The organism is Streptomyces buecherae, from assembly GCF_014295035.1.
Classification (GTDB): domain Bacteria; phylum Actinomycetota; class Actinomycetes; order Streptomycetales; family Streptomycetaceae; genus Streptomyces; species Streptomyces youssoufiensis.
In genome coordinates this window covers 6,573,799-6,594,794 of sequence record NZ_CP060404.1, presented here as the reverse complement: position 1 = coordinate 6,594,794, position 20,996 = coordinate 6,573,799, and the positions used below count along the sequence as shown (strand labels likewise).

The 20,996-nt window shown below is 73.7% G+C and carries 19 protein-coding genes; 7 read left to right on the top strand and 12 right to left on the bottom strand.

Annotation, left to right across the window (positions count from 1 at the left end; all coding sequences use genetic code 11):
• The first annotated feature begins 201 nt into the window (after nt 1-201).
• Together H7H31_RS26215 and H7H31_RS26210 are read left to right on the top strand one after the other, a co-directional pair.
• Nucleotides 202-1,239, top strand: a complete 1,038-nt coding sequence (locus tag H7H31_RS26215) for an ATP-binding cassette domain-containing protein (RefSeq protein ID WP_187064232.1) — start codon at nt 202-204, stop codon at nt 1,237-1,239.
• The gene (locus tag H7H31_RS26210; protein WP_176161315.1) at nt 1,236-2,099 is read left to right on the top strand and encodes an ABC transporter permease; all 864 of its coding nucleotides are present in this window, start codon (nt 1,236-1,238) and stop codon (nt 2,097-2,099) included. The genes H7H31_RS26215 and H7H31_RS26210 overlap by 4 nt, the downstream gene beginning before the upstream one ends.
• 141 nt (nt 2,100-2,240) lie before the next feature.
• Here the strand turns inward: H7H31_RS26210 and H7H31_RS26205 are convergent, their stop codons facing one another.
• The gene (locus H7H31_RS26205; RefSeq protein WP_187064247.1) at nt 2,241-6,299 is read right to left on the bottom strand and encodes a BTAD domain-containing putative transcriptional regulator; all 4,059 of its coding nucleotides are present in this window, start codon (nt 6,297-6,299) and stop codon (nt 2,241-2,243) included.
• A gap of 402 nt (nt 6,300-6,701) precedes the next feature.
• Between H7H31_RS26205 and H7H31_RS26200 the strand changes: the two genes are divergently transcribed.
• Nucleotides 6,702-7,520 carry a site-2 protease family protein gene (locus tag H7H31_RS26200; protein ID WP_187064231.1) on the top strand — a complete coding sequence of 273 codons (819 nt, stop codon included), beginning with the start codon at nt 6,702-6,704 and terminating at the stop codon, nt 7,518-7,520.
• A 38-nt stretch (nt 7,521-7,558) separates the two neighbouring features.
• On the opposite strand, the gene H7H31_RS26195 is transcribed toward H7H31_RS26200, so the two are convergent.
• From H7H31_RS26195 to H7H31_RS26170, 6 genes are all read right to left on the bottom strand, one after another.
• A complete protein-coding gene (locus H7H31_RS26195; RefSeq protein ID WP_176161317.1) occupies nt 7,559-7,792 on the bottom strand; it encodes a hypothetical protein in 234 nt (77 codons plus the stop codon).
• 120 nt (nt 7,793-7,912) lie between these two features.
• Nucleotides 7,913-8,641 carry an NADPH-dependent F420 reductase gene (gene npdG / locus H7H31_RS26190; RefSeq protein WP_187064230.1) on the bottom strand — a complete coding sequence of 243 codons (729 nt, stop codon included), beginning with the start codon at nt 8,639-8,641 and terminating at the stop codon, nt 7,913-7,915.
• 57 nt (nt 8,642-8,698) lie between these two features.
• Nucleotides 8,699-9,547, bottom strand: coding sequence for a carbohydrate ABC transporter permease (locus tag H7H31_RS26185; protein ID WP_176161319.1), 849 nt, complete (start codon nt 9,545-9,547; stop codon nt 8,699-8,701).
• Nucleotides 9,544-10,467, bottom strand: a complete 924-nt coding sequence (locus tag H7H31_RS26180; protein ID WP_187064229.1) for a carbohydrate ABC transporter permease — start codon at nt 10,465-10,467, stop codon at nt 9,544-9,546. Before H7H31_RS26180 ends, H7H31_RS26185 begins: the two co-directional genes overlap by 4 nt.
• A 152-nt stretch (nt 10,468-10,619) precedes the next feature.
• Nucleotides 10,620-11,954: an ABC transporter substrate-binding protein gene (locus H7H31_RS26175; RefSeq protein WP_187064228.1), complete on the bottom strand. Its 1,335-nt coding sequence runs from the start codon at nt 11,952-11,954 to the stop codon at nt 10,620-10,622.
• Nucleotides 11,951-13,078, bottom strand: coding sequence for a sialidase family protein (locus H7H31_RS26170; RefSeq protein WP_232110090.1), 1,128 nt, complete (start codon nt 13,076-13,078; stop codon nt 11,951-11,953). The genes H7H31_RS26175 and H7H31_RS26170 overlap by 4 nt, the downstream gene beginning before the upstream one ends.
• Nucleotides 13,079-13,466: 388 nt before the next feature.
• Between H7H31_RS26170 and H7H31_RS26165 the strand changes: the two genes are divergently transcribed.
• Both H7H31_RS26165 and H7H31_RS26160 read left to right on the top strand, forming a co-directional pair.
• Nucleotides 13,467-13,730, top strand: a complete 264-nt coding sequence (locus H7H31_RS26165) for a DUF5708 family protein (RefSeq protein WP_372454948.1) — start codon at nt 13,467-13,469, stop codon at nt 13,728-13,730.
• 354 nt (nt 13,731-14,084) lie between these two features.
• Entirely contained in the window at nt 14,085-15,365 is a 1,281-nt protein-coding gene (locus H7H31_RS26160; RefSeq protein ID WP_232110368.1) for an MFS transporter, read from the top strand.
• Nucleotides 15,366-15,736: 371 nt separating this feature from the next.
• Here H7H31_RS26160 and H7H31_RS26155 read toward each other — a convergent pair whose 3' ends face one another.
• Entirely contained in the window at nt 15,737-16,072 is a 336-nt protein-coding gene (locus tag H7H31_RS26155) for an ArsR/SmtB family transcription factor (RefSeq protein WP_187060894.1), read from the bottom strand.
• Nucleotides 16,073-16,243: 171 nt separating this feature from the next.
• On the opposite strand from H7H31_RS26155, the gene H7H31_RS26150 reads away from it, so the two are divergent.
• Nucleotides 16,244-17,386 carry an FAD-dependent monooxygenase gene (locus H7H31_RS26150; protein WP_187060893.1) on the top strand — a complete coding sequence of 381 codons (1,143 nt, stop codon included), beginning with the start codon at nt 16,244-16,246 and terminating at the stop codon, nt 17,384-17,386.
• Between the two features lie 123 nt (nt 17,387-17,509).
• On the opposite strand, the gene H7H31_RS26145 is transcribed toward H7H31_RS26150, so the two are convergent.
• From H7H31_RS26145 to H7H31_RS26135, 3 genes are all read right to left on the bottom strand, one after another.
• Complete coding sequence (locus tag H7H31_RS26145; protein ID WP_187060892.1) at nt 17,510-17,668, bottom strand: hypothetical protein; 159 nt, start codon at nt 17,666-17,668, stop codon at nt 17,510-17,512.
• Between the two features lie 170 nt (nt 17,669-17,838).
• The gene (locus tag H7H31_RS26140; RefSeq protein WP_187060891.1) at nt 17,839-18,789 is read right to left on the bottom strand and encodes an NADP-dependent oxidoreductase; all 951 of its coding nucleotides are present in this window, start codon (nt 18,787-18,789) and stop codon (nt 17,839-17,841) included.
• A gap of 202 nt (nt 18,790-18,991) precedes the next feature.
• Nucleotides 18,992-19,195: a hypothetical protein gene (locus H7H31_RS26135; RefSeq protein ID WP_187060890.1), complete on the bottom strand. Its 204-nt coding sequence runs from the start codon at nt 19,193-19,195 to the stop codon at nt 18,992-18,994.
• Between the two features lie 101 nt (nt 19,196-19,296).
• Here H7H31_RS26135 and map point away from each other — a divergent pair, with 101 nt between their 5' ends.
• Nucleotides 19,297-20,154, top strand: coding sequence for a type I methionyl aminopeptidase (gene map / locus H7H31_RS26130; RefSeq protein WP_176161325.1), 858 nt, complete (start codon nt 19,297-19,299; stop codon nt 20,152-20,154).
• 108 nt (nt 20,155-20,262) lie between these two features.
• Here the strand turns inward: map and H7H31_RS26125 are convergent, their stop codons facing one another.
• Complete coding sequence (locus H7H31_RS26125; protein WP_187060889.1) at nt 20,263-20,946, bottom strand: biliverdin-producing heme oxygenase; 684 nt, start codon at nt 20,944-20,946, stop codon at nt 20,263-20,265.
• Between the last annotated feature and the right edge of the window lie 50 nt (nt 20,947-20,996).

Sequence of the window (20,996 nt, the reverse complement as noted above, 5' to 3'; positions counted from 1 at the left end):
CCGGGGGGCGCGGCGCGCGACCGGCCCCGGAGTGGCCGAAGTTGATCGGGAGGGCCGCGCCCGGAATCGCCCCGACAGTGCGCGTAAGGGGCAGGTCAGAGGCGGGCGGAGGGGTGATCGACGGCCTGCCGACACGCGTATGTCGGCTGGCCGTCGGTGGCCTGTAGGTCGATTGTCAGTGGTGTCTGAGAGCGTTACGCCATGACGCGTTCGCAAAACTCACCACACGAGACAAGTCCCGGTCGCGGCAACGCGGTCGAGGTACGGGGGTTGGTCAAGCACTACGGCACGACCAAGGCGCTCGACGGCGTCGACCTCGACGTGAAGGAAGGCACCGTGCTCGGTGTCCTCGGTCCCAACGGCGCGGGCAAGACCACGCTCGTGCGCTGCCTTTCCACGCTGGTCGAGCCGGACTCCGGCAGCGCCCGGGTGGCCGGCTTCGACGTGCGGCGGCAGCCGCGACAGCTCCGCCGGGCGATCGGCCTCACCGGGCAGTACGCGTCGGTGGACGAGAAGCTCTCCGGCTGGGAGAACCTCTACATGATCGGGCGGCTGCTCGACCTGCCGCGCCGCGCGGCCCGCAAGCGGGCCGACGACATGCTGGAGCGGTTCTCGCTGACCGAGGCCGCCAAGCGGCCGGCGGCCCAGTACTCGGGCGGCATGCGGCGCCGGCTCGACCTCGCCGCGTCGATGATCGGCAACCCCCAGGTGCTGTACCTGGACGAGCCGACGACCGGCCTCGACCCCCGCACCCGTAACGAGGTGTGGGAGGAGGTGCGCCGGATGGTCGGCGACGGCGCCACGGTGCTGCTCACCACGCAGTACATGGAGGAGGCCGAGCAGCTCGCCAACGAGCTCACGGTCATCGACCGCGGCCAGGTCATCGCCGGTGGCCAGGTGGCCGATCTGAAGGCGAAGGTCGGTGGCCGGACCCTGCAGATCCGCCCGGCCGACCCGGAGCAGTTGCACCGGATGGTCGGTGCCGTGGCCCAGGCGGGCCTTGAGGGCGTCGCGGGCGCGCGCGCCGACGAGGCCGAGGGCCTGGTCAGCGTGCCGATCGTCAGCGACGAGCAGCTCACGGCGCTGGTCGGGCTGCTCAGCCAGCGCGGCTTCACCATCTCCAGCATCGACACCCATCTGCCCAGCCTGGACGAGGTGTTCCTGGCCATCACCGGCCGCAAGACCTCGGACGCCGAGCAGGACCAGGACGAGACCAAGCTTGAGGAGGTCGCCGCATGAGCGCGGCAACCATGACGGCTCCGGACAAGGCTCCGGACCAGCAGCGCGGCCAGGTCGCCGGGACGTCCGACGACGTCCGGATCGGCCTGCGCGGGAACCTGCGCCACATCGGCGCGCTGGCGCGCCGCAACGTGATGCAGATCAAGCAGGACCCGGGGTCGATGATCGACGCCATGCTGATGCCGATCATCTTCACGCTGCTGTTCGTGTACGTCTTCGGCGGCGCGGTGGGTGGCAGTCTCGGCGGCAACCGCGACGTGTACACCAACTACGTCATCCCGGGCCTGCTGGCCATGGGTGGCCTGAACATCGCCATGTCGGTGGGCACCGGCATCAACGACGACTTCAGCAAGGGGGTGATGGACCGCTTCCGCACGATGCCGATAGCCCGCTCCTCGGTGCTGGTGGCCAAGCTGATAGTCGAGGGCGGCCGGATGCTGGTCTCCTCGACCATCCTGCTGCTGGTGGCGTTCATCATCGGTTTCGACCTGAAGACGGGCCCGCTGGAGCTGCTGGCCGCCGCCGGTCTCGCGCTGGCCTTCGGCACGTCGCTCACCTGGATCTTCATGCTGCTCGGCCTGTCCATGAAGACCCCGCAGGCGGTGCAGGGCATCGGCTTCCTGATCCTGATGCCGCTGCAGTTCGGGTCCTCGGTGTTCGCCCCGACCGGGACGATGCCGGGCTGGTTGCAGGCGTTCACCGACTACAACCCGCTGTCCAACCTCGCGGACGCGGTCCGCGCCCTGCTCAACGGCGAGGGCGCGGTGGCCGACCCGGTGTTGGCCACACTGGCCTGGTCGGTGGGGATCACCGTGGTGATCGCGCCGCTGGCGGTGCGCAAGTTCCGCACGAAGGTCTGAGCCGTGGCAGGGCCGGCCGGTCTCCCGATCGGCGACCGCGGGGGTAGGGCACCCGGCGGCCACACGGGAGACGTCGGGCGCCGCCCGCCGCACACCGCGGTGCGGGGGCCGAGCCGGTGGCCTGCCCCGGTCAGCGACGCGTCAGATCAGGGCCGCGGCCTCCGCGAGGGAGAGGTCGCGGCCCGCCGCGTACTCCTGCTCGTAGCGCGCGGCGGCCAGTTCGGCCCGGGCCGAGCGCTCCGCCTCGGCGCGCTCCAACTGGTGCGTCCGGGCGAGGCACACACCGGGCGGGAAGAGCGCGTCGTGGGCGCCGATCAGCCGGGCGGCGACGCGCGCCCGGTCGGTGCCGCCGAGCGCGGTCAACGCGTGCGCGCCCGTGACCAGTTGGGCGATCGGCACCTGCGGCGCGACCAGCCAGCCCACCGCCGACCGGGTCTTGTCCAGGGCGCCCCGCAGCCGCCGCAGGGCCTCGGCCGGCCGGCCCTCCAACGTGTCGAGCCAGGCCAACAGGCCCTCCATGATTCCCTGGAAGAGCTCGTGGCTGCGTCCGCCGAACTCGGTGAGCTGGTGCTCGAAATGGGCGCGCGCCTCGGCGTAGCGGCCCGCTTCGGCGCACCACACGGCGTAGTGCAGGCGCGCGTACGACACGGCCTCGGTGTTCATGCGCTGGCCATCGGTCATGATCTGGATGAGCATCTGCACGCCCTGCTCGGTCTCCCGCGGGCTCGCGGCGCGTTTGATCATCACGCCGGCGAGCCGCGCCCGCAGCAGCCACACCTGTGTCTGCGCGCCGAGTCGCTCGGCGTAGCCGATCGCCTCCTGGTAGTCGTCGGTCGCCGCCGCGTACTCGCCGCGCTCCTCGCGCGCCGCGCCACGGCCGGACAACGCCTCGGCCGCGCCCCACGAGTCGCCGAGCCGCGCGAAGATCTCCAGGCTCTCGCCGATGTCCCGGTCCAGGCCCGTGGGGTCGAAGTGCTGGGCGGCGAGCACCTTGGCCCTCAGTTGCAGCATGAACGCCAACTCCCACGGGTCGCCGATCTCCCGGCCGACCCGCACGGAGGCGTCGACGATCTCGCGCAGGCTCGTGGAGTCGCCGACGACCAGCGGTGCGATGAACCACAGCAGGCCCGGCAGCCGGCAGGTCTGCGGCAGACCCGGCCGGTACGCCGCGACCACGCCTCGCAACTCTCCCCGGGAAGCGGGGTCTTCGAGCCCGCGCAGATCACCCTCCAGGAGGGCGAGCCCGATGAGACGCACGCTGCGCCGCGCCTCCCACAGTTGGTCGGGCGGCATGGGCGGCGGCGCGTCGGTGGCCCGCGCCAGCAGCGGCGGCGCCGGCGTGACGGGCGCCTGGAACGGGTTGGGCCCCAGCTCCGCCACGGCCGCCGCCCAGGTGCGCAGATCGGCGCGGTGATCCCGCAGGTGCCAGAACCAGTTCAGGGACAGCACCAGGCACAGCCCCTCCTGCTCGTCGCCGGCGGCGACGGCCCGGCGCAGCGCGGTGCGCAGGTTCTCGTGCTCCAGCTCCAGCCGCCACAGCCAGCCGCCCTGCGCGGCGCCGCGCAGCAGCGGATCGGCGCGGCGGGCGAGTTCGCGGTACGCGACGAGGTGTCGCCGCTCCACGGCCGCCCGCTCCCCCGCCTCGTCCAACCGCTCGGCCGCGTACTCGGCGACCGTCTCCAGGAGCCGGTAGCGCATCCCGTCGTCGTACGCCGGATCGGCCGGCCCGCCGGCGCCCGCCCCGGTCGCTCCCGCGTCTCGGGGCGCCCCGCGCCCGCCCGTCGGGGAACGCGGCCCGGGCTCCCGCACGCCCGGCCCGCTCGCCTCGGCGGGGGCCGCGACGACCAGCGACTTGTCCACCAGGGAGCCGAGCAGGGCGGCGACGTCGCGCGGGTCGACGCCCGCGTCCACGCCGCCGTTCGCGGCGGCGCCCGGCATACCGGTCCCGCCCGGCACACCGGCCCCGGCGGGGTCGCCGGTCCCCGCAGGCTCGTCGGTCCCCGCGGGGTCGTCGGCGCACACGGCCTCGGCGGCGGCCAGGTCGCAGCCGCCGGCGAAGACGGACAGGCGCCGCAGCACGGCCCGCTCCCGCGCGTCGAGCAGGTCCCAGGACCAGTCCACGACGGCCCGCAGCGTCTGTTGCCGCGGCAGCAGGGTGCGGCTTCCCGTGGTCAGCAGCCGGAACCGGTCGTCAAGCCGGTCGGCGAGCTGCCGGGGCGAAAGCAGCCGCAGGCGCGCCGCGGCCAGCTCGATGGCCAGCGGCAGCCCGTCGAGGCGGCGGCAGATCTCCGCGCACGCGGCCAGGTCGTCCTCGACCCGGAACCCGGGCCGGGCCGACGCGCCCCGGTCGGCCAGCAGCCGCAGCGCGACGGGCTGCGGCAGCGGCTCGACGGAGCGTACGACCTCGCCGGGGACGGCGAGGGGCTCGCGGCTGGTGGCGAGCACGGTGACGCCGGGGCAGTGCGCGAGGAGCGTCTCCGCCAGTCGGGCGGCGACCTCGATGACGTGCTCGCAGTTGTCGAGGACGAGCAGCATGCGGCGGGCCGCGCAGTGTTCGGTGAGCCGGGTCAGCGGATCGAGCGCGGCCCGGTCGGCCGCGGCGTGCAGCCCCTCGGCCGCGGTGCTGCGGATGACGGTCTCCCGCGCGCCGAGCGTCGTCAGGACCGTCTCCACGACGGTGTCGGGGTCGTGCGCGGGGGCGAGTTCGGCGAGCCAGGCGCCGTCCGGCCAGTCGTCGGCGACGCTGGCGGCGGCCACCTTGGACAGCCGGGTCTTGCCGGAGCCGCCCGGCCCCAGCAGCGTGATGAGCCGGTGCGCGCCGAGGTCCGCGCGCAGCGCGTGCAGGTCGCGCTCGCGCCCGACGAAGCTGGTGAGCGACGCCCGCAGATTGCCCACCGGTCGGGCGGCGCCGGGGGCGGCGGAGACGCCGGGCGCGGCGGGGGCGGTCGGCGCGGCGGGGGCCACGGGCCGGTCCACGGTGCCGTGCACGGCGGGATAGCCGGTGGGCCCGGGGCTCGGGCCCGCGCTCACGGCCGCGTGCGGGCGCGGGTCCGTCCGCGCGGCCGTGCTCGTGCTCATGCTGGTGCTGGTGCTCGTACCCGCGTCCGGGCCCGCGCTCGCGGCCGGAGTGGCGCGGCCCGTCGATGCGACGCGGCCCGACGGCTCCCCGTGGCCCGATCCCCCGGGGCCGGGCAGCGGGTCGTAGCTGGTCAGCGGGGTGGGGCCGGTGAGTTGGTCGGGGGCGGGCCAGTCGGCGGCGCGGACGGGCGAGCCGTTCTGGCCGGCGGTGCCACGCACGTCGACCGGCCTGGCCTGGCCGGTGGGTCCGCTCCGATCGGGCGGTACGGACGCCCCGGACGCGCCCGCCGGGCCGCCGGGGACGGGCCGGCCGGCGCGGTCGGGCGAACCACCGGGGCCGGCCGGCCAGCTCCCGTCGGTGGGGGCGCGGCCGGCGTCCGGGGTGAGGAGTTCGGCGTGGAGCGCGCGCAGTTCCGGCCCGGGGTCGGTGCCGAGGCGGTCGACGAGTTCGCGGCGTACCTGTTCGTAGGCCGCGAGCGCCTCCGCGGCGCGCCCCGTGTCGCGCAGGGCGCGGATGCGCAGCGCGTGCAGCGGCTCGTCCAGCGGGTGGGCCCCGCACAGCTCGGTGAGGGCGGGCAGGGCGTGGGCCGCGCGGCCGAGGGCGAGGTCGGCCCGGGCCCGGTCGCGCCGCGCGTCCAGGTGCCGCGCCTCGGCCCGCGCCGCGGACGCCGTACGGCTCGGCAGGTCGGCCAGGGCCGGGCCGCGCCACAGCGCCAGGGCCTCGTCGAGGAGGGCGGAGGCCCGGCCGGGGTCACCGTCGGCCAGCGCGCCGGAGGCGTCCCGGGCGAGCCGCTCGAAGCGGAACAGGTCGACGGAGTCCGGGTCGGTCCGCAGCAGGTAGCCGCCGTCCACGGAGACGATCGCCGTGCGTCCTATGGCCTTCCGCAACCGGCCGATCAGGGCCTGGAGCGCGCCGCTGGCCTGCCGCGGGGCGCTGCCGGGGGCGCCGGGCTCCGCGTCCCAGACCTCGGCGATCAGGGCGTCGGCGGAGCACACCCGGCCTGGGCGCAGGGCGAGCGCCGCGAGGAGGGCACGCAGCCGGGCGCCGCCGAGCGCGACGAGGGTGCCGTCGTCGTGATGGGCCTGGGTGGTGCCGAGTATGCCGTAGCGCACGCCGTCCATTGTGGTCGACGGCCAACTGTCGACGTTCACGGGTCCTCGTTCGTCGGCTTGGATGCGGCGCTGTGCGCCGGGGCGTTGTCGCATTCCTCCGAAACCTCCCGCGAGCACTTTCGCGGCGCGCTCCCCGTGTCCTCGTTCCCGTCCTCGGCCTCGGCCCGCGCACGGCGCGACCCGCCGCCGCGCCGGCCGGGCGCCGCACCCCGCGCCCCCGACATCCCCGTTGCGTGTACCCACGGGCCCACTCTGCCTGGAACCCCGTGCCCGTCGCGCGTCGTTTTCGCTGCGGCGGTGCCCCGGCCGCGGCTACCGTCGCCCGGGGCACCGCCGCGCGCGGGCCCCGCGCCACCCCGTCCGGCACCGACCCGCCCGCACCCCTCGCCCGCATCCCTGGAGCCGCGTCCGATGACTGCGCCAGCCACCCGCCATGACCTGCGTGTCAGCCCCGTCTTCCTCGCGATCGTGGCGGTCATGGCGGTCTCGGGTTGGGCGGTGTGGACCGAGGCCGCGGGCAGCACCGGGTTCGCGGTGTTCCTGTTCGTGGTCTCCGGCTGGGTCGTCTCGCTGTGCCTGCACGAGTACGCGCACGCCCGCGCGGCCTTGCACAGCGGCGACCTGTCGATCGGGGCGAAGGGCTACCTGACGCTCAACCCGCTGCGGTACACGCACCCGCTGCTGAGCATCGGGCTGCCGCTGCTGTTCGTGGTGCTCGGCGGGATCGGGCTGCCGGGCGGCGCGGTCTTCGTCGAACGGCACCGCATCCGGGGGCGGTGGCGGCACAGCCTGATCTCGGCGGCCGGGCCGCTGACGAACGCGCTGTGCGCGCTGGTGCTGACCGCGCCGTTCTGGCTCGGCTGGCTGGACGGCGCGCCGCCGGTGTTCCGGGCCGCGCTGGCGTTCCTGGCGCTGCTCCAGGTCACGGCGGCGATCATCAACGCGCTGCCGGTACCGGGCCTGGACGGCTACGGGGTGATCGAGCCGTGGCTCTCGTCCGGAGTGCGCCGGCAGGCGGCGCCGTTCGCGCCGTTCGGGCTGCTGATGGCCTTCGGGTTGCTGTGGATTCCCGAGGTCAACCACGCGTTCTTCGACGCGGTGGACGCGATCCTGCGGGCGCTGGGGGTGACGGAGTTCGAGACGCGGTACGGCCTGGACAGCTTCCGCTTCTGGCAGGAGCAGCAGGAGACCTACGACTGGTCCCCCACCTGGCAGCAGCCCACGCGGTGAGCGCCTGCCTGCCGTGAGTGCCTGCCTGCCGTGAGCGCCTACTTGGGAAGCGGTCCGCCGAGCCCGCCCTGGGCGGCGGCCCGCTCGGTGCGCACCTTGCGCAGGTAGATCCACCACAGGTTGCTGGTGAGCCCCGCCAACAGGACCCATACGACCCCCAGCCAGCTCCCCTTCACGAAGGACACGACGGCCGCGGCGGTGGCGAAGGCACACACGACGAGCGCGTACAGGGCGATGCGCCGGGCGGGGTCGGGCTTGGACTGGGCGGACATGCGGTGGCTCCTGCGGGGCGGGGGTGTGTCCCCGCCATTGTCCCCCACCCGCGCGCCGCGCCGGGGCCGGGTGCGCCGCCCCGCGCGCTGGCCGTACGGCGCGCGGGGCGGGCGGGGCGCTCAGACGTCCGTGACCCGCAGGCCGGCGTGCGCCTTGTAGCGGCGGTTGACCGAGATGAGGTTGGCCACCAGCGACTCCACCTGGTGCGCGTTGCGCAACCGGCCGGCGAAGACGCCGCGCATGCCGGGGATGCGGGCGGCCAGCGCCTGCACGATGTCGGTGTCGGCGCGGCGCTCGCCGAGGACCAGCACGTCGGTGTCGATCTCGGCGATCTCGGGGTCCTGGAGCAGCACCGCCGACAGGTGGTGGAAGGCGGCGGTGACGCGCGAGTCGGGCAGCAGCGCGGCGGCCTGCTGGGCGGCGCTGCCCTCGTCGGGCGTGAGGGCGTAGGCGCCCTGCTTGTCGAAGCCGAGCGGGTTCACGCAGTCGACGACGAGCTTGCCCGCGAGTTCGGCGCGCAGCGCCTCCAGCGTCTTGCCGTGCCCGTCCCACGGCACGGCGACGATCACGATGTCGCTGCGCCGCGCGCACTCGGCGTTGTCGGCGCCCTCGACGCCGTGGCCCAGTTCCTCGGCGGCGGCCCGCGCCCGCTCGGCGGCGCGGGAGCCGACGATCACCTTCTGGCCCGCCTTGGCCAGCCGGTAGGCGAGGCCGCGGCCCTGGTCGCCGGTGCCGCCGAGGACGCCGACCACCAGGTCGGACACGTCGGGCAGGTCCCACGGGTCCTTGGCCGGCGCCTTGCCGCCGGCCGGTGCCGGGGCCTTGCTCGTGTCATCAGGAGAAGTCATACGGCGATCCTGCCAGCCGCGCGCCAGCCAGACCCTACTGACCGGTAGTGTCGCGGCTCACGTCTTGACGCTGCCCTCGGCCAGGCCGGTGCGCCAGTACCGCTGGAGCACGCCCATCAGCACCATCAGCGGGATGACGGACATGAACGCGCCGCCGACCGTGTACTGGTACAGCTCCGGCGCCCGGTCGGCGTAGCCCTGCCAGCCGACGAGGCCGAGTTGGATCGGGTAGAGGTCGGAGTCGTTGAGCATGACCAGCGGCAGGAAGAAGTTGTTCCAGATGTGGACGAACTGGAAGAGGAAGACGGTCACCAGGGCCGGGCTCATCAGCCGCAGCACCACCGTGCCGAAGATCCGCGTCTCGCCCGCGCCGTCGATCCTGGCGGCTTCCAGGAGCGAGTCCGGCACGGCGGCCGAGGCGTAGATCCGGCAGAGGTAGACCCCGAAGGGGCTGACGACGCTCGGCACGAGCACCGCCCAGTACGTATTGGCGAGGCCGACCTCGCTGAACAGCAGGTAGAGCGGGAGGGCCAGCGCGGTGCCGGGGATGAGCACGCCGGCCAGGATCACGTTGAAGATCGCCTCTCGGCCGCGGAAGACGAACTTCGCCAGCGCGTAGCCGGCGGCGGCCGACAGCAGGGTGGCCGCCAGCGCGCCGACGCCGGCGTACAGCAGGCTGTTGAGCATCCAGGTGACGTAGATGCCGTCGTCGTAGGTGAGGACGTCGTGCAGGTAGTCGACGGGGTGTGGGTTGGCGAACCAGAAGCCGAAGGTGCCGAAGAGGTCGCCGGTGTCCTTGGTGGCCGAGACGGTGAGCCAGTAGACGGGCACCAGGAAGTAGATGGCGGCGACCGAGAGCAGGGACAGGGTGATGATGCGGTGCCGCAGCGGCGGTTGCTGACTCACTTGCCGTCCCTCCCGTCCCGGGGGCCCCGGCCGACGAGTTTGAGGAATCCGAACGACAACACGCAGGCGACCAGCGCGAGCAGGACCGCCTCGGCCGCCGCGATGTGCTGGTTGTTGCTGGTGAACGCCTCGTTGTAGGCGTGCAGGTTGGGCGTGTAGCCGGAGTCGATGGAGGTGCCGAGCGGGCGCAGCACCATCGGCTCGGCGAAGAGCTGCAGGGTGCCGATGATGCTGAACACGGTGGTGAGCACCAGCGCCGGCTTGATCAGCGGCAGCTTGACGTGCCGGACGATCTGCCAGGCGCTCGCCCCGTCGATCCGCGCGGCCTCGTACAGGTCGCCGGGGATAGCCTTGAGCTGGGCGATCAGCACGAGCATGTTGTAGCCGGTGAACTGCCAGGTGACGATGTTGGCGATGGACCACAGGACGGCGTCCCGGCCGAGGAAGTCCACCTGCCAGCCGGCCGAGTCGGCGATCTCCACCAGCGGGCTGATGCCGGGGACGTAGAGGAAGCCCCACAGGATGGAGGCGATGACGCCGGGGATGCCGTACGGCAGGAAGAAGGCGGTGCGGAAGAAGCCGACCCAGCGCGCGGACGCGGCGTCGAGCAGCAGCGCGAGCGCGGTGGCGAAGACGAGCATGACCGGCACCTGGACGATGCCGAACAGGAGCACGCGGCCGAAGCCGTTGATGAACCGCTCGTCCTCCAGCGCGTGGCTGTAGTTGGACAGGCCGGCCCACACCTCGTTGGTCGGGCCGCCGATGCCCAGCGGCGCGGGCCGCTCGACCTTGAGCAGGCTCTGGTAGATGGCGTAGCCGATGGGCGCGATGAAGCAGAGCAGGAACACCGCGAGGAACGGCAGCAGGAAGCCGAAGGCCGCGCGGGCGTTGCGGGCCTCGGTGCGGGTGGGTCGCTTCACGTTGCGGTACTCCTAACGACCGGCAGTCCGGCGGGGTCTGCGGGCGGCGCGCGGGCGGCCGGGGTCACGCGCGTGGGAGCGGGCCTGGCGGGTGCGGCGGGGGCCCGGCGGTGGGCGCCCCGCGCGCCGGTGGCACCCCGCGCGCCGGTGGGTCACCCGCTGGCCGAGCTCTGGCCGGCCTCGACCTTGAGCCCCTTGTCCTTGAGGTCCTCGATGGTCTCGCCCTGCACCTTCCTGAGCACCGAGCGGAAGGCGGTGCCGTCCCCGATGGCCTCCAGGAACGCGTCGCCGAGCCGCTGGTAGAGGGTGTCCACGGTGGGGCCCCACTTCCAGCTCGTGTCCACGGCCTTGCCGGCCTCGATGAAGATCCGGCTGTAGTGCTGGCCGCCGAAGAACTCCCGGCGGCCCTCCAGGTCGGCGGTGCTGTAGCCGGAGACGGCGCTGGGGAAGCCGTAGCCGCCCTTGATCAGCAGTTGGACGGCCTCCGGGGCGGAGTTGAGCCACACGGCGAAGGCCAGCGCGTCCCTGGGGTAGGTGCAGTCGGTGAACACCGCGGTGGTCGAGCCGCCCCAGTTGGCCTGCGCGTTCTCGCCCCGCTTCCACTGCGGCAGCGACGCGGCCCGCCACTTGCCCGCCGTGTCGGGGGCGTTGCCGGTCAGCAGCGCGTCGCCCCAGCTCGCGCCCAGCCAGGAGACGATGTCACCGGTCTGGATGTCCTTGTACCAGGCGTTCTGCCGGTCCGGGATGGTCTTGATCAGCTCGTCGTCGACGAGCCTGCTCCAGAAGTCGGCGACCCTGAGCGAGGGCGCGTCGTCGATGGCGACGGTCCAGGTGTCGCCCCGGGTGCCGAACCAGCGCCCGCCGGCCTGCCAGGCCAGGGCGGCGAAGCGGTTGCCGTTGGTGGCCGAGAACGTCTCGATCCAGGCACCGTGCTTGCGCACCGCCCGGGCCGCGTCCGCGTACTCGGCCCAGGTCCGCGGCGTCCTGATCCGCCACTCGTCGAACAGGTCCTGACGTAAGAACAGGCCCATCGGGCCCGAGTCCTGCGGGATGGCGTACACGGACCTGCCGTACACCGACTGCTGCCACTGCCAGCCCACGAAGCGGGACCGGTAGCGGTCGCCGCCGTACGCCGACAGGTCGACCAGGGCGTTGTCGAGGAGGAAGCTGGGGACGACCGAATACTCTATCTGGGCGAGGTCGGGGGCGTCGCCGGCCTTCACGGCGGCGTGCATCTTGGCGTACTGGGCGCCGCCCACCGCCGAGACCTTCTCCAGGTTGATCCGCACCTCGGGGTGGTGCTCGTTCCACAGCGCCACCGGGTTCTCGATGCCCGGCACCCAGGACCAGAAGTTGAGCGTGATCTTCTCGCCCTTCCTGCGCTCCCTGACCTCGTGGCCGTCGTCGCCGCAGCCCGCGAGCGCGGCCCCGGCCGCCGCCGCTGCCGCGCCCACGACGGCGCGCCGACCGGGTCCCCGTGGGCTCATGTCAGGTCCTCCACGGGGACGCGGCGGAAGGTGAGGGTCGAGTAGGCGCTGAAGTCGCCCGTCTCGTAGAGCAGTCCGACGGTGTCGTCGTCCAGTCGCGCGAGGTCGGAGTAGGCGGCCGGCAGGCCGTCCACGGTGTGTGCCGTGCGCCAGGTGACGCCCCCGTCGTCGCTGGCCCGCACGGTCATCAGGGCCCGGTAGTCCGGCGTCGCGGGCCCGGAGAACAGCAACGTTCCGCCGCCGGGCGCGCCGGGGCGGTCCAGGTGCAGGACGCTGCCCTGGACGACGGGCGTGACCAGGCCGGCCTGCGGGCGGAACGGCTTGACCAGCGAGGCGCCGCCGTCGGTCGAGTAGGCGTCGGCCCGGTTGCCGGGCGCGGCGGCGTCGGTGCGGGTGTTGAGGTAGACCCGACCGTCCGGGAGCTGCGCGGCGGTCGTCTCGTTGACGTTGACGTAACCGTCCGGGTTGTCGTCCACGTAGCCCAGCCGCCAGGTCGCGCCGCCGTCGTCGCTGAGCAGGTCGTGGCCGCCGTTGTACTTGCCCTCCGTGCCGCTGTCGGCGCCGGAGGGCGGCAGCGAGTGGTTGGCCGGGACCACGACGCGCCCGGCGTGCGCTCCGTGGCGCAGGTGGAGGGCGTGCCCGGGCGTGGTGGCGTACCAGCGCCACTCGGGGCGCTTGACGTGCTCGGTGATCTCGCGCGGGCTCGACCAGGTCGCGCCGTCGTCGTCGCTGTGCTGGACCCACACCCGCCGGCCGTCGGCCGGCGAGACCTCGCCGCGGCGGATGCGGTCCTCGGTGGCGCCGGCCGCGCTGTGCACCTGCACCAGGACGATCCGGCCACCGTCGATCACCACCGGCGCGGGGTTGCCCGCGGTGCCGTCGCCGTTGCGGCTGACGATCTGGAGCGGGCCCCAGGTGCGCCCGCCGTCGGCGGAGCGCCGCAGCACCAGGTCGATGTCGCCCCAGTCGGCCGACGAGGCCACCCGCCCCTCGGCGAAGGCGAGCACCGTGCCCCGGTCCGTGACGACCAGCGCGGGAATCCGATAGCTCGCGTACCCATCGGTGCCGGCGCGGAAGGGGACGGACACTTCGTAGGTCTTGTACGCCGTCATATCGCTTGCCATCAGACCCTCCCGATGCCCCGGTGCAATCGAGCGCCAACGACAGGACGTAGGACGTCCCTTGTGTGCGGTGACCATAAGGAGCGCCTTACAGAGCGTCAAGACACGGCACATGAACAGTTAGCAACGCAGCCTGAGCGATTCCGCCAAAGGATGCAGTCATACCGGTCGTCTTCTCGTGCCCTGGGTCGAGGCGCGGGCGCCCGCCGGGACCTAGCGTGAACGGCGTGAAGGGAGCGAGCGCGCACCCGGCCCGACGCCGGTCGCGACCGGTCGGCGCGTGCCGCGAACGAGTCGCCGACGCGGCTCGCCCGAAGGGCCGCCAGACGGCGCGCGAACGGGTGACGCGCGCCCCTCGGCGAGCGCCGTTCGCGCGGCGCACCACGGATACGTGCCGGCACAGACCGGCGAGGAGAGGGGCGTACGGATGGACGAGAAGTGGCGGAGCGCTCGCGAGGGCGGCCGGCCGGTGGTCAAGCACCTGGTCGAGGGAGCGGCGACGGCCGTGGTCGGTCTGGCCCTGTGGCTGTTCACCGCGGACGTGCACACCCCGGTCATCACGCTGCGCAAGGTCGGCGTGGTGCTGATGTTCGTCGGCGCGGCCCAGCTTCTCTACGGCGCGTACGTGGGGGCCTCGGCGCGCGACAGGCGCTGAGGCGCGCGGCGACCGCCGAGGCGCGGGGCGACCGCTGGCTGGGGCGCGGGGCGGGGACGCGGCGTCGCGGGAGCGGCGGCGGGGGCCTGTGGCACGAGGGCGGCCCGACCTCGCGCCGGCCGTGTGCGAGGCCGATCGATATTCGCTTGCCCGTGTTCGCTGGTCGGCGGACGATGACCTCTCGTGACCCATCCCGAACAGCCCGACGTGGCAGATGCTGACCGTTCCCCCGTCGAGGCTGTCGGGACCGGTGGGGCCGCCGAGATCCCCCGGCCCGCCGGTGGCGACCCGGGCGCCGCCACGGGCGAGGGCGGCCAGGCCGCGGGCGGGAAGCCGCCGCGCTCCGGCGGGCGCGTGCGGGCGCTGCTGCCCGACCTGTCGCCGTGGCGCTCCTCGCGGGACTTCCGGCTGATCTGGATGGCCGGCGCCGTGACCTCCTTCGGCAGCTTCCTGACCATGATCGCGCTGCCGTTGCAGGTCAAGGAGTTGACCGGCTCGGCCTTCGCGGTCGGCGCGATCGGCGCCGTGCAACTCGTACCGCTGATCGTCTTCGGCCTGTACGGCGGCGCCCTCGCCGACGCCATGGACCGGCGCACGCTCATCCTCCTCACCGAGCTGGGCCTCGGCCTCCTCACCGTCCTGCTGCTGGTCAACAGCCTGCTGCCGCACCCGATGCTGTGGCTGCTCTACGTGGTGGCGGGGCTGACCAGCGCGCTGGCCGGCATCCAGCAACCGGCCCTTGACGCCCTGATGGCCCGGATCGTCCCGCACGACCAGCTCACCGCCGCCGCGGCGCTCAACTCCATCCGCTGGCAGCTCTCGGCCATCGTCGGGCCCTCGGTCGCCGGACTGATCGTCGCGTTCGCCGGGTTGCCCGTGGCGTACGGGCTCGACCTGCTGACCTTCGTCGTCTCCACGCTGCTCGCGGTGCGGCTCGCGGCGGCGCCGCCCGCGCACGACGCGGAGCGCCCCTCGCTGGCCGGCATCTGGGCCGGCGCCCGCTACGCGTGGCAGCGCAAGGAACTCCTGGGCACCTACGCGGTCGACATGGTCGCCATGTTCTTCGCGTACCCGAACGCGATCTTCCCCTTCCTCGCCGACGACCTGGACGCGACCTGGGCGCTCGGCCTGATGTACGCGGCGGGCTCGGTCGGCTCCGTGCTGGTCAGCCTGACCAGCGGGTGGACCTCGCGGGTGTACCGGCACGGCCGCATGGTGGCGGCCGGCGCCGCGCTGTGGGGACTGGCCATGGCCGCGGCCGGGGCGCTGCCCAACATCTGGCTCGTGCTGCTGTGCCTGGCGGTGGCGGGCGGCGCGGACATGATCAGCGGCCTGTTCCGGTCCACGCTGTGGAACCAGACCATCCCGGACGAGCTGCGCGGCCGGCTGGCCGGCATCGAGCTGCTCTCGTACATGACGGGCCCGCAGCTCGGCCAGGTCAGGGCCGGTTCGATGGCCGCGCTGACGAGCGTGCGGACCTCGGTGTGGTCGGGCGGCGTCGCGTGCGTGGCGGCGGTCGGGCTGCTGGCGGCCTCGCTGCCGAAGCTGATGGCGTACGACTCCCGGACCAACCCGCACGCCCTCAAGATGCGCGCGGCCCGCGAGGCGCGTGAGGCGAGCCCGACGGCGCCGTGAGGCGTGGGGCTCGTGGCGGGTCGGGGTGCGCCACGCCCGGCCTCGCCACGCCACGCCCCGCCGCGTGCGCGGCGGCGGGCGACCGGGGTCGGCGGCGCGACGGTCGGCGCTGTCGGCATACGTCGCGCGTACCAGTTCCCCGCCCGGGTCCGGGATTCGACGCTGAGGTCCCGGTCGTCGCCGTGCCGTTCGGCCCACTCGGACAACGCCCGGCGCCGGGACTCAAGCCAGGCGTTCGGGGCCGGGTTGTCCGATCGGACGCGATCCAGTTCCGCGTCGTGCTCGGCTACCCGCGAACCGGGCGCGGGCTGGGCGGTCGAGCTCGCGGCTCAGAGCCGACCCGGACTCCCCTCCGGTGTGCCCGTCTGCACTCAGCGAGGAGCGGTACCACCCGGGGGCTCCGCTCCCAGGAGCGCGAGCAGCCCGGGGAATCTCCTCTCGATGTCCGCGCGTCGCAGTCGGATGCCCTTGCGGTTGCCGTAGTCGATCTCGTCGACGAGACCTGCCTCGCGCAGGACGCGGAAGTGGTGGGTCTGGGTCTGCTTCGAGATCGGAAGATCGAACGAGTTGCAGCCCCGCTCGCTGTCGCTGTGGTCGGCGGCCAACCGCGCGATCACCGAACGACGGTGCTCGTCGGCGAGGGCGCGAAACACCGCGCCCAGGTCGAGTGCGTCGGCCTCCGGGCCGACCAGGTTCTTCCCGGCCACGTGACACCTCCTTCAGGTACGACTTGCATCGTACCTGAAAGACGTGCTCCACTGAGGTACGAAATTCTTCGTACCTGGTCCGCTCGCGCTACCCCGTGCCGCCGCTCCCTGGAAGCGGGGCCGGCACTCGCCGAGGGGGCCTGGTCATCGACCCTCTGAGAGGTCATCGTCATGCAGAAGCCCGAGGTGCTGATAGTCGGTGCCGGAATCGCGGGGCCCGCGCTCGCGTACTGGCTTTCCCGGAACGGCTACCGGCCGACGGTCGTCGAACACGCCCGGCAACTGCGCTCCGGTGGTAGCGCGATCGTCGTGAAGGGGCCCGCGATCCCGGTCGCCGACCGCATGGGCATCCTTCCGCAGCTCCGCGGGCTCGCCACCCGCAGTCGGTCACTGATCCTGCTCGACCCCGGCGGCAGGCGCGTTCTGCGACTCCCGCTCGCCTCGGACCAGGCGCCGACGGTCGAGGTGACCCGCGCCGACCTGTCCGAGGTGCTTCACCGGTCGGCGCAGGCCGAGGCCGAGCTCCTGTTCGACGACACGGTCACCGCTCTCGACCAGGACGGAGGTGGAGTCGACGTCACCTTCCGGCGGTCCCCGCCACGGCGCTTCGACTTGGTCGTCGGCGCCGACGGGATGCACTCCACCGTACGGCGCCTGGTGTTCGGACCCGAGCGGCAGTTCGCGAGCGACCTGGGCCTGTACAGCGCGACCGTCCCGCTGGAACCCGACGCCGTCGAGGACCCGAGCGAGATGACCATGCTGACCGTGCCCAACCGGATGCTGGTCGTCCACCCCTCGCGAACCACCCCGCTGGCGATCTTCACCTTCCGGGCCGCACGACTGGCGTCCCACGACCGCAAGAACACCGCCCTTCACAAGCAGACCGTGGCCGACGCCTACGCCGACGTGCGGTGGCGGGCACCGGAACTCGTGGCCGCGTTCCGCGACCACCCGGCTCCGTTCTTCGACCGCCTGACCAGCGTCCGGATGCCCTCGTGGTCCCGTGGACGGGTCGTACTGCTCGGGGACGCGGCGGCGGCGACAGCCCTGCTGGGCGACGGGTCCAGCTTGGCGATGGCAGGCGCGTACGCCCTCGCGGAAGAGCTCGCCGCCCATCCCGGCGACCACGCCCGCGCCTTCGCCGCCTACGAGTCGCGGCTCCGCCGCGAGGTGGGCCCGCGGCAGCGACGCGTCGGACCGCTCTCCAGGCTCCTGGTGCCCCGCACCCGGCCGGGCCTCGCGGTGCGCAACGCGGTGGGCCGCGCCGTCGGTCACACGAACCGGGTCACCTCTCGCCAGGCCGCGAACCCGTAGCCCGGGTCCGCACCGACCGCGCACCGGTCGGTGCGCGACTCCGCGGTAGCTCTCAGCCGGTCGGCGCCACCGTGAAGACCGTCCCCGCCCTTCGTCACGCCGCGACCTGAGGTCGGCAGAAGCTCAGCGGAACATGTACGCGTACGCCAACGCGGCCAGGAAGTGGGACGGGTCGCGGGCCCCGTCGGTGGCCGAGGAGGCCCGGAGCACGGCGCTGCCGAAGCCGACAGCGCCGGCGCGCGCGACGGCGCGCCAAGGGGCCGCTCCTCCCACTCCTCCCACGGGGACTTCCGTGCGGGGAGCGGCCCCCGCCGCGTGTCAGAGCGCTCCGGCCCGCCGCTCGGCGCGCTACGGCCTCCGCTCGGCGCGTACGTCCGGGGGCACGCCCCGGTCTCCGCTCCGGCGCGCCGGCCCCGAGCGGTTGCGCCGGGCCCCGCCCACGCGGCGCGGCCTCAGCCCGTCGCCGCGTCGGCGACCTGGATCAGGGGCTTTCCGGGGGTGTGGCGGCGGGCGGTGAAGGCGGTGGGGGCGTCGGCCAGCGGGTAGACCGTGCCCACCAGGGGTCGCAGCCGCCCGTCCTGGACCCGTCGCGCGAGGTCGGCGAGGCGGTGCCGGTCGGGCTCGACGACGAAGAAGACCGACCGCCCGTCCTCGGGGCGGACCGTGGTCGGCGCGGCGATCGTGACGAGCGTGCCGCCGGGCCGCACCAGGCGGGCCGAGCGGTCGAGCGCCTCACCACCGATCACGTCGAGCACCAGGTCCACCGGGCCGGCGTCGGCCAGTTGACCGCCCGCGTCGCCACCCCGCGCGCCGTCGAGGTCGACGAAGACGTCGGCGCCGAGTTCCAGGGCCGTGGCCCGGTCCCGGGCGCGGCCGGTGGCGACCACGCGGGCCCCGGCCTCGCGGGCGAGCTGGACCGCGATGCTGCCGACCCCGCCGGCCGCGCCGTGGACCAGCACGCTCTGCCCGGCCACCAGCCGCCCGTGGTCGAAGAGCCCCTGCCAGGCGGTGAGCCCGGAGATCGGCAGCGCCGCGGCCTCCAGGTGGCTGACGGACGCCGGCAGTGGCGCCAGGTTGCGGGCCTCCACGGCCACGTACTCGGCCAGCGTCCCGTCGCGCGTCCAGTCGGTCAGCCCGAAGACCCGCTGGCCGACGGTGAGGCCCGTGGTGCCGTACCCCAGCTCGGCCACCACGCCGGACACCTCGTGGCCGGGGACGGAGGGCGTGCGGTCGCGGCCGGCGCGGTCCGTCCAGGTGCCCGGCCACTCCAGTTCGCCGGGTGTGAAGCCGGCCGCGTGCACCCGGACGATGACGTCGTTCTCGGCCGCGTGCGGGTACGGGGCCTCCTCGTACACCAGCCCGCCCGTCCCGGCCGCCCGGTCGCGCACCCTGATCGCCTTCATGGCCACTCTCCTCCCCCGCAGCCGAGCCCGTCTCCGCGCTGCTCACGAGGGCGACGCTAGTCGCGCCCTTGGCCCGCTCCGTGGTCCAAATCCGGGCCGGAATCCCGGGCCAAGTCGCGGGCGCCGGGCGCGTGGTCGGCGCGCTGACCAGCCCCGTACCGACGGCCGGCGGCCGGCATCCCGCTGAGCGCCGCGCGCCGCGCTAGTCGTTCCAGCGGGGGTCGTCCTGCCAGTCGCGCTCGCGGTCCCGGGCGTGCTCGATCGCCTGGGCCGCCTCCTCGCGGGTGGCGTACGGGCCCAGCCGGTCGGCCGCCCGGCACTCGGGGCCCTCTTCCACGCTCCCGTGGCGCACGCAGTAGTACCACTCGCCGGGCTTGCCGGGCGTGCCCTTCGAGAACAGCGCCATCTGTGCCTCGCCTTCCTCAGATGTCTCCACCGCACCGCATTCACGTGTGCTGGCTCACTTGCCGCCATGGTGCCCGATGGGTCCTGGATACACTCGCTCGCATGTCTGGCCAGTCGCTTCTAGTCCCGGGGCAGCTCTCCCCCCTCCGCACCGTCCCCGCCGCCATTCCGCGGCCGGAGTACGTGGGCAAGGACGCCCCCACCCCGTACACCGGCCCCGAGGTGCAGGACGCCGAGACGATCGAGCGGATGCGGGTCGCCGGGCGCATCGCCGCGCAGGCGCTGGAAGAGACCGCGCGGCACATCGTGCCGGGGACCACCACGGACGAACTCGACCGGGTCGCGCACGAGTTCCTCTGCGACCACGGCGCGTACCCCTCCACGCTCGGCTACCGCAAGTACCCCAAGTCGCTGTGCACCTCCGTCAACGAGGTCATCTGCCACGGCATCCCCGACTCGACCGTGCTGCGCGACGGCGACATCGTGAACCTGGACATCACCGCGTACATCGGCGGCGTGCACGGCGACAACAACGCCACCTACCTGTGCGGCGACGTGGACGAGGAGTCGCGACTGCTCGTGGAGCGCACCCGGGAGTCGCTGGCGCGGGCCATCAAGGCCGTCAAGCCCGGCCGGCAGATCAACATCATCGGGCGCGTCATCGAGTCGTACGCCAAGCGCTTCGGCTACGGCGTGGTGCGGGACTTCACCGGGCACGGCATCAACACGTCGTTCCACTCGGGCCTGATCGTGCCGCACTACGACAGCCCGCACCACACCACCGAGATCCGGCCGGGCATGACGTTCACCATCGAGCCGATGCTGACCCTCGGCACGCACGAGTACGACATGTGGGACGACGGCTGGACCGTGGTCACCAAGGACCGCAAGCGCACCGCGCAGTTCGAGCACACGCTCGTGGTCACCGAGACCGGGGCGGACATCCTCACCCTGCCCTGACGCGGACACCGGCCTGACGGCCCGTTGCCACCACCGCGACGACGGCCACGACGCGAGCCCGCCGCCCCACTTCCGGGGCGGCGGGCTCGCGTCGTGGAGCGGCGGGGCTCAGGCGCTGAGGGCGCCCGGGCCGTCGGTGCCGAAGAGTTCGCCCAGCTCCCGGAAGACCCCGGTGTTCAGCGCGAAGGCCCGCTTGCACTCCTCGATGACGCGCTGCTTCTCCAGGTCGTCCACCGGCAGCGCGTCGAGCAGCGCACGGTACTCGCGCTTGAACGCGGCCGGGTTGCCGATCTCCTCGAAGACGTAGAACCGCACGCCGTCGCCCTTGCGCTCGAAGCCCCAGGTCTTCTCGGCCGTGCCACGGATGATCTGGCCGCCGGAGAGGTCGCCGAGGTAGCGCGTGTAGTGGTGCGCGACGAACCCGCCGGGCCAGCGCCGCGCGCACTCCTCGACCCGCGCCACGTACGCCGCGGTGGCGGGCAGCGGCTCCAGGCCCGCGCGCCAGTCGGGGCCGCCGAGGAAGGCCAGGTCGCGTTCGAGCTCGGCCGTACGAGCCAGCTCGGGCCGGATGAACGGGCCCGCCACCGGGTCGTCGGCCAGCGTGGCCGGGCCGCTCTCCAGGGCCCGGTAGACGAACCAGAGCTGCTCCGTGTACCGCCGGAAGGCGGTCACGCCGAGCTGGCCGCCGAGCATGGCGCTCATGAACATCGAGGTCTCGGCCTCGGTGTGCTGCGCGTGCGAGGCGGTGCGGATGACCGTGGAGAACGGCTCGGGTGCGGGTGCGGCGTCCAAGACGGACCTCCGGGTGCCGATGGGACGAGAGCGAGCGGGCCGTGCATGCC

Coding starts and splice junctions, on each gene's coding strand:
- H7H31_RS26215 (WP_187064232.1), top strand. CDS start 202: ATGACGCGTTCGCAAAACTCACCACACGAGACAAGTCCCGGTCGCGGC.
- H7H31_RS26210 (WP_176161315.1), top strand. CDS start 1,236: ATGAGCGCGGCAACCATGACGGCTCCGGACAAGGCTCCGGACCAGCAG.
- H7H31_RS26205 (WP_187064247.1), bottom strand. CDS start 6,299: ATGGACGGCGTGCGCTACGGCATACTCGGCACCACCCAGGCCCATCAC.
- H7H31_RS26200 (WP_187064231.1), top strand. CDS start 6,702: ATGACTGCGCCAGCCACCCGCCATGACCTGCGTGTCAGCCCCGTCTTC.
- H7H31_RS26195 (WP_176161317.1), bottom strand. CDS start 7,792: ATGTCCGCCCAGTCCAAGCCCGACCCCGCCCGGCGCATCGCCCTGTAC.
- npdG (WP_187064230.1), bottom strand. CDS start 8,641: ATGACTTCTCCTGATGACACGAGCAAGGCCCCGGCACCGGCCGGCGGC.
- H7H31_RS26175 (WP_187064228.1), bottom strand. CDS start 11,954: ATGAGCCCACGGGGACCCGGTCGGCGCGCCGTCGTGGGCGCGGCAGCG.
- H7H31_RS26170 (WP_232110090.1), bottom strand. CDS start 13,078: ATGGCAAGCGATATGACGGCGTACAAGACCTACGAAGTGTCCGTCCCC.
- H7H31_RS26150 (WP_187060893.1), top strand. CDS start 16,244: ATGCAGAAGCCCGAGGTGCTGATAGTCGGTGCCGGAATCGCGGGGCCC.
- H7H31_RS26140 (WP_187060891.1), bottom strand. CDS start 18,789: ATGAAGGCGATCAGGGTGCGCGACCGGGCGGCCGGGACGGGCGGGCTG.
- H7H31_RS26135 (WP_187060890.1), bottom strand. CDS start 19,195: ATGGCGCTGTTCTCGAAGGGCACGCCCGGCAAGCCCGGCGAGTGGTAC.
- map (WP_176161325.1), top strand. CDS start 19,297: ATGTCTGGCCAGTCGCTTCTAGTCCCGGGGCAGCTCTCCCCCCTCCGC.